Source organism: Phormidium sp. CCY1219 (genome assembly GCF_055795085.1).
In genome coordinates, this window is the sequence record NZ_JAYFEQ010000759.1 from 23,864 (window position 1) to 30,608 (window position 6,745).

Annotated in this window: 6 protein-coding genes and 1 CRISPR repeat array; all 6 genes read left to right on the forward strand. The window is 50.5% G+C overall.

All coding sequences use genetic code 11. The features are described from left to right. The first annotated feature begins 140 nt into the window (after positions 1 to 140). The 6 genes from AC0QH1_RS23095 to cas2 all read left to right on the forward strand — a co-directional run bounded on the left by AC0QH1_RS23095 (position 141) and on the right by cas2 (position 5,848). Complete coding sequence (locus AC0QH1_RS23095; protein ID WP_324633724.1) at positions 141 to 668, forward strand: hypothetical protein; 528 nt, start codon at positions 141 to 143, stop codon at positions 666 to 668. 148 nt (positions 669 to 816) lie between these two features. Then, on the forward strand, positions 817 to 2,550 hold the full coding sequence (locus AC0QH1_RS23100) for an RAMP superfamily CRISPR-associated protein (RefSeq protein ID WP_324633725.1): 1,734 nt from the start codon (positions 817 to 819) through the stop codon (positions 2,548 to 2,550). A gap of 164 nt (positions 2,551 to 2,714) precedes the next feature. Beyond that, positions 2,715 to 4,010 carry a hypothetical protein gene (locus AC0QH1_RS23105; RefSeq protein WP_324633726.1) on the forward strand — a complete coding sequence of 432 codons (1,296 nt, stop codon included), beginning with the start codon at positions 2,715 to 2,717 and terminating at the stop codon, positions 4,008 to 4,010. Between the two features lie 295 nt (positions 4,011 to 4,305). Beyond that, positions 4,306 to 4,575, forward strand: a complete 270-nt coding sequence (csx18, locus tag AC0QH1_RS23110; RefSeq protein WP_324633727.1) for a CRISPR-associated protein Csx18 — start codon at positions 4,306 to 4,308, stop codon at positions 4,573 to 4,575. Continuing rightward, positions 4,575 to 5,567 (forward strand): CRISPR-associated endonuclease Cas1, encoded by a 993-nt coding sequence (gene cas1 / locus AC0QH1_RS23115; protein ID WP_324633728.1) that lies wholly within the window; start codon positions 4,575 to 4,577, stop codon positions 5,565 to 5,567. Before csx18 ends, cas1 begins: the two co-directional genes overlap by 1 nt. Next, complete coding sequence (gene cas2, locus AC0QH1_RS23120) at positions 5,567 to 5,848, forward strand: CRISPR-associated endonuclease Cas2 (protein ID WP_324633729.1); 282 nt, start codon at positions 5,567 to 5,569, stop codon at positions 5,846 to 5,848. The genes cas1 and cas2 overlap by 1 nt, the downstream gene beginning before the upstream one ends. Before the next feature lie 240 nt (positions 5,849 to 6,088). Then, positions 6,089 to 6,646: direct repeats of the CRISPR family, unit length 36 nt; unit sequence CTCCCCACTCGCTGGGGAAATTAGTTGAATGGAAAC. Positions 6,647 to 6,745 lie beyond the last annotated feature (99 nt).

Genomic DNA, 6,745 nt, shown 5'->3' on the forward strand with positions numbered 1-6,745 from the left:
GCCGACTCTACCCCATTCATCTTTGATGAGAGTAGCGAGGGAAACTTCGCTACTCTCACCGCCCACTCCAACTTACTGCAATTCCCTCACAAAAATCTACCGGATTCGCGGAAATTTAATTTATCAGCGAGAGTTGAATTATGACCCCAAAACGTCAGAAAAAATCCTCTGGAAAATCCAGCAAAAACCCAGTCAATCAATCCCCTAAAAATACCATGACTCCAGCCAACCATTCTGCAACCAATGCCCAGTCTACTCGCAGCGTCAAACCGGAAGAAATGAGCGTAACCGCTCACGACCACATCCAAGCTTATCTCAAGGAAACGAACAAATCGAAGATGGATAAGGAAGACTTAAACGCCGTGTTGCGACTGTCCCAACATTTGCGCGTTTTTGGCTTGCTCTCTGCAGTGGGATATCTCAATCAGTCTAACGCTCAAGGCGGTAAAGTCCGGGAACGAACCGTGCCGGTTTGGGGCTGTTTGCTCGGTCAATTGTTGGGGAAAAACATTAAAGGGCAAACCGACCAAGACCGTCATAATTTAATGTCGGCTGTGGTAAAAATGACTAAATCGGAATCGGCACAATATATGGCAATGTGGCGCAAGTCGTTGTTGTTGGCACAACAGTGGAATTTCTGGGCGCGCGCTTATTCAGAAGGCGAATAATCCCGGATTCGATTGAGCTATTGTCTGAGTTTGAATGAACGATTCGGTGCGTTAGAGGCGGACAATTTTTGCCTTTGTTAAGAGAGGTTGCACTCGGCTAAAACGCACCGAATCTGGCAATTTAGTTAGGAATAAATGAGGGAAAAATATGTACGCTGGCACGAAATTGATTGAGTTGCTAGAACAGCAGCACGAACGCCGATCGCAGTCTGATTGGTTCAAGAAAGGTACGTTTCGGTTATGTTGGCGAGCGAAAGTTGGTTCGTTTCCCCATCCCGATGGGGAAACCATTGTTTCTGCGGGAGAACCCTGCGGAACCTGGAAACCAACCTCTTCTCGCCCGGAAGACAAACGCAACGTGGGGGACAATTGGCAGCAATTGCGGGAATTGCCCCTGTATGGGTATATTCCCGGTTCTGCGATTCGCGGGGTGGTTCGCGCTTGGGCTAAAAAACGCCCGGACATCAAACCGCGCATGCTGGCCTTGCTGGGGTATCAAGATGACGATACCATCAGCGCCGGTAAGATTGAATTTCTCGATGCTTGGCCCACGGAACCGACTCCACTCACCTTGGATATTGTCAATCCGCAACAAGCATTTCAGGTGTTCCACGAAGGTCAGGGGACGCCGCTTTCGTTTTATACTCTCGGCGACGGAGAGGAGGAAGTCCCCGTAGTGGTGGCGATTCGCGGCATACCCGATCGCGCTACCCCATCCGAGGTAGCAGAAGTGTGGGAATGGGTGCAGCAGGCATTGGCGTTGTATGGGGTGGGCAGTCGTACCGCCTCTGGGTATGGCGCGATCGCCTCTCCCGGGGTTTCTTCCCCAGAATCGGACCGGGGGCGATCGCGAAAAACTCTGGATTTCAGTCTCTACAGTCAGGGATGTTACGGCGCAAATGGGCGATCGGGTAATGAAGAATTGCGCCCCTCCCATTGGCGCGGTTGGTTGCGATCGTGGGTGTTGCGGTGTTTGCTGGGGGTGATGTCTCGCCAGAATGCCGAAATTACCGTCGGAGAACTACTTGGCACTCTCGAATCGCCAGACAATAACCAAAGTCGTCAGGGTTGCGTGCGCTTGCAGATGGTGCAGAGTTCTCCCTGGTGCGAGCGATCGGACAATTCCCCGCGTTTCTATCTCTGGAAAGGTCAGCTCATCCTAGACGCGCCCGAGGAGATTTTAACGCACATTCTCCTGCCAATTGTCAAATTTGCCGCCAGTGTCGGGGGCGTCGGTCGCGGATGGCGCAGGCCGTTACATATTTTTACCATGAATACCGGTCGCGAAGCCGCCCGGGGATGTCACCTGATGCTCACCCATCTTTTGCCAAACAAAGAAACGGGACGGTTATCGCGCAAAATCTTTGCCTTCTCCCCCAAGAATCCCAATACTTGGGCGATAAATTACCAGCGCTGGTCTGATGCGGTTCGACAACGGTGGCCAAATCGGTTTGTATCCGGTGCTAATCGCAATTTAGCCGCTGAAGTTTTTGCTCCTCATACCTGCGCGGTTTACATCCTTCCCGGCCCGGATGCAGACCCCCTCCATCGCCAGGAAATAAAGTGGTTTGAAACCCAACCCAACGAGACGCGCGGTGATGGAATGTATTTAATTTATCAAGAAAATCCCCCCCGTCGATATAAGCGCAATCCCGATATCGGGGGTAATGCGGGCCGAGGCAGCACTTTCTGTTCTTGGGCGAGCATCAAACGGGTGAAGATAGCCCACCCAGAAGAACAAACCGACTGTCAGGAAATTGTCTGTTTGTTTATGGGCGGACAATCTGCAAATGGCAACGGTATCCGCGCTAAGTTTCTTCGCGATTTAAACAAGTCCCAAGGGTCGGCGCATTTATTCGGCATTTCTGCACCGGCAGAATAGCGATCGCCTTTTCCCGGGAGTCGGGAGGGTCTCCCTCTCCACTCCCTCACTTCCACAGACTCTCGCCCCCTTTTCCTGCTAGAAATTCCGCGCAATTCATCCCCCGGGGGCGAAGGTTTTTTTTCAATTAGTTCTGGATTATTTACTCTATTGGAGTCAATCTCATGGCAAGCATTTTGTTATCTTTCGTTGGCCAACAAGACCCCTTTTCCGAACATACCAATAAAGAAGGGTCGATTGTGACTTTGGTGCGACATTTGTGGGAAAAGCAGTGCGAAATCAAACGAGTGGTTTTACTGCACACTCAGAACACCCAGCAAGGCGCTGAAGACACCAAAGAATGGCTGGAAAGCGAAGCAGTTAAACTCGCCAACAACTGCATTGAATTGATACCCGTCAGTAACGCTCTTTCTCGCGACCCCGTGAATCTGTTATTGGCGGTGAATGAAGCGCGCAAAGGCATCGAGCGCGGACTGGAGTATTTTAGCAAAGGAGATAAATTAGAATTCAATGCTTCCTCGGGCACTCCGGTGATGAAATCCGCCTGGACTGTGCTGCAAGCGGCGGGATATGCACCCCATAGTTCTGTGTGGCAAGTGCGAAATCCCCAGCAGGTACAGAGCGGACAAACTCGCGTTTTTGAGACCAATGTGGATACCTTTAAACGAGAGTTTGATGTAAAGGTTATCCAGCGTCAAATTCGCGATTACAACTACAGCGGCGCGTTGGTGACGCTGAGCGAAACCGGATTAGATGCTCCCGTGATGGAAGGGTTGCTCAATTACGCTCAATGTCGCATTTCTTTTGATTTCCAACGCGCCCATACCTTTATCCAACCCCTGCGCGATTTTGTAGACGATCGCTGGATTAAACAAATTGCCGCATTGCGCCAGAAAGACCAACGGGCTTTAGTTCGGGAAATCTATTTTAATGCTTTGATTAAGCTGAACAATCAGAACTATTCCGAGTTTTTGATTTTTGTCTCCGGGTTCCAAGAACGACTGTTGTGGATATTGGTTTCTGAAGGTTTGGGGTTGAAACGAATTCCCCAAAGTCCCCAGTCAAAAAGCGCCGAGTTTTGGCAAAAAATTAACCACTGTGATTCCGGGGCGCTTCTGGATTACTTGGAGAACTATCGCTTAGATAACGGTCGGGTGTTGCGGTTGGAGCATGACAAAGCTCCCAGTCGGTTGCTTTTGAAAGCTTTGGCTCGCTATTTTTTGCAAGAGAATGTTTCTTTGGTGAATTTGATTGCTCGCTTAGATGACATTGGCGGCGATCGCAATACCTTCGTTCACCAGTTCGAGGGAGTTTCTGAAATCGCAAATCAAGCGGAAATTCAGGCCACTTTGCGAAACATACTCAAGCAAATCCATAACTATAACCCCACCAATCCCTTTGATACCTTGAACCAAAACCTGTGCGATTTGCTCGATAAATTCTTGCGACCTCTAACCTAATTTTCGCTTTCCCGAAGGGACAGGGTAATGCCCTGTTCTCTTCGCCTCAACCTGTCGGTATTCCCCGTCGGTAGAGAGGCGGAATTATCGCGGTTCTCTGCCGACGGGGGGTATCTCTGGATTACCCGGGTTTTGTGGGAGCAACAATTGGCGCTTCTACGGAACGAAATCCAGCAATTCCTCCTTTTGCCACTCCCTCATTTTCTCTTTCGACAGGAGAGAGCCATCAGCGGGGTGGGTTCCATCAGTTAGACCGTTCAAATTGGTTCATTTATCGATTTAGGAGTGCAATCCGATGTATTTAACTCATCGTGCAGCAACAGTCCGCAATTTTTCCGTGGCATTGGTCAATGGTTCCGTGACCTTGGTGATTTTGTTAATTGCACCGTTGGGGTTGGCGTCGGTGATTGCCAACACCTTCTTGGTGACGGCAGCTAGCTTTTTTACCGCCACCTTTGCCGATTCCGTGGTGCGCTACCTGCAACCGAGTCGGGTGCAGGGCATGAATGCCTCTGTGGAATCTCCCCTGGATACTCGCAATCTCGACGATATCGACCGCCGCTAATGCAGACGCTTTACATTTCTCAACAAGGCTGTTATGTGGCTCTCGATGGGGAGTTATTGGTGGTTAAACAGCGCGATGCCCTGTTGTGCGAGGTGCAGTTGCCGCTGCTGGAAATGATGCTGATTTTCGGCAAATCCCAAGTCACCACTCAGGCGATTCGTAGCTGCCTGTGGCGCAATATCCCGATCGTATATCTATCGCGAATGGGCTATTGTTATGGCCGGATTATCCCCATCGCGCGCGGCTATCGGCAACTGGCACGCTATCAGCAACAACTCTCTTTCGTGAATCGGTTGGTGGTAGCGCGATGCATCGTCCAGGCGAAGCTGAAAAACTCTCGCGTGATTTTGATGCGGCAGCAGCGTCGTCGTGCCTCCTCTACCCTTGCTTTGGCGATCGATAGCCTGCAATACCTGATTCAGCAAGCAGGAAAAGCCGAACGCATCGAGCAATTGATGGGCTATGAAGGGGCCGGTGCAGCACAGTATTTCTCCGCCTTCGGAGAATGTTTGGATGATTCGGATTTTCTATTTGTCGGTCGTTCTCGCCGGCCTCCCGGCAACCCGGTGAATTCTATGCTGTCTTTTGGCTATCAAGTGTTGTGGAATCACCTGCTCAGTTTGATTGAACTGCAAGGACTCGACCCCTACTCCGCTTGCCTGCATGAAGGCAACTCTCGCCATGCCGCATTAGCATCGGATTTAATCGAGGAGTTTCGCGCGCCTTTGGTGGATTCTCTGGTTTTGTATCTGGTGAATCGCCATCTCATGCGGGCTACCGATGATTTTGTTTATCGCGATGGCGGCTGTTATCTCAATGAATCTGGTCGGGTAAAATTCCTTAACCATTTCGTTCAGCGCATGGAGGAAACGATTACCAATGATTTCGGGGAAACCCAACCTAAATGGGATTTGCTCAATCAACAAGTTAAAGCTTTCAAGCAGTTTGTTTATGACCCAACTCTGGGTTATTCCCCTTACCAAATCCGCTGATGCTTCTGTATGTAGTGGTTTATGACATTCCCGACAACAAACGCCGTCAAAAAGTCCACGACTTGCTGGAGGGGTATGGACAATGGGTGCAGTATTCTACCTTTGAATGCCTCCTGAGCCACTCTAAGTTCGAGGAACTGAAAGACCGGCTTCGATACCGCATTCACTTGGAGGAAGATAGCATCCGCTTCTACCCCCTCTCCCGGCATACCCTGGCACAGGTGGAAGTCTGGGGCATTGGCCCTGCAATTACCGAGAATCGGCGTTCGATTATTGTCTAGAACCTGGAGTCCCCCTCGCGTCCCAACAGACGCGGGGTGGCTCCATCCCAGGTTGGGTTTTGCGAAGCTCCCGTCAAACCCCATCCAATCTCCTAAATGCGTCGGGAGGCTCGCACCCTCTCTGGGTAAGGGTTTGCGCCTCCAACCTCCCGGCGGCTAGCGGCAAGTGTAGCAACATTTTTCTCCAGCCTCGCAAACCCTCGCTGGAATCCTTGCTACATCAGTGTTATAATCGGGGCACTCCCCACTCGCTGGGGAAATTAGTTGAATGGAAACTCAGCCGCCCCAGCAGCTTCGACATCGACTTTAATGTCGCTGCTCCCCACTCGCTGGGGAAATTAGTTGAATGGAAACTGGAGCGCTTCTACAGTGTTATTGCCACTCTTTAGGAGCACTCCCCACTCGCTGGGGAAATTAGTTGAATGGAAACAAGTCGATGCCAGTACGCTGCTGTTCCATGGTTGCGCTCCCCACTCGCTGGGGAAATTAGTTGAATGGAAACGGCCGTTGAAGCTAGCTGGGGTGCCTTCACCGATTTCGACTCCCCACTCGCTGGGGAAATTAGTTGAATGGAAACCGATAACTTTGTTGAAGTTCATAATTACTATTCCTCACTCCCCACTCGCTGGGGAAATTAGTTGAATGGAAACTAGAATAAGTACGCATATACCCCGTAGTCATTATGAGCTCCCCACTCGCTGGGGAAATTAGTTGAATGGAAACCTTTCTTGATTTGAGAAGGCGCTAGAAATACTTTTTCTGCTCCCCACTCGCTGGGGAAATTAGTTGAATGGAAACGGAGAGGGCCGTAAGTCAAGCAGGCGTGGGTTCAAAACCCACGCCTCATAGCTAAACCCGGTTAGAAACCGGCTGAAAACGTTATCACAGAAGCATTTC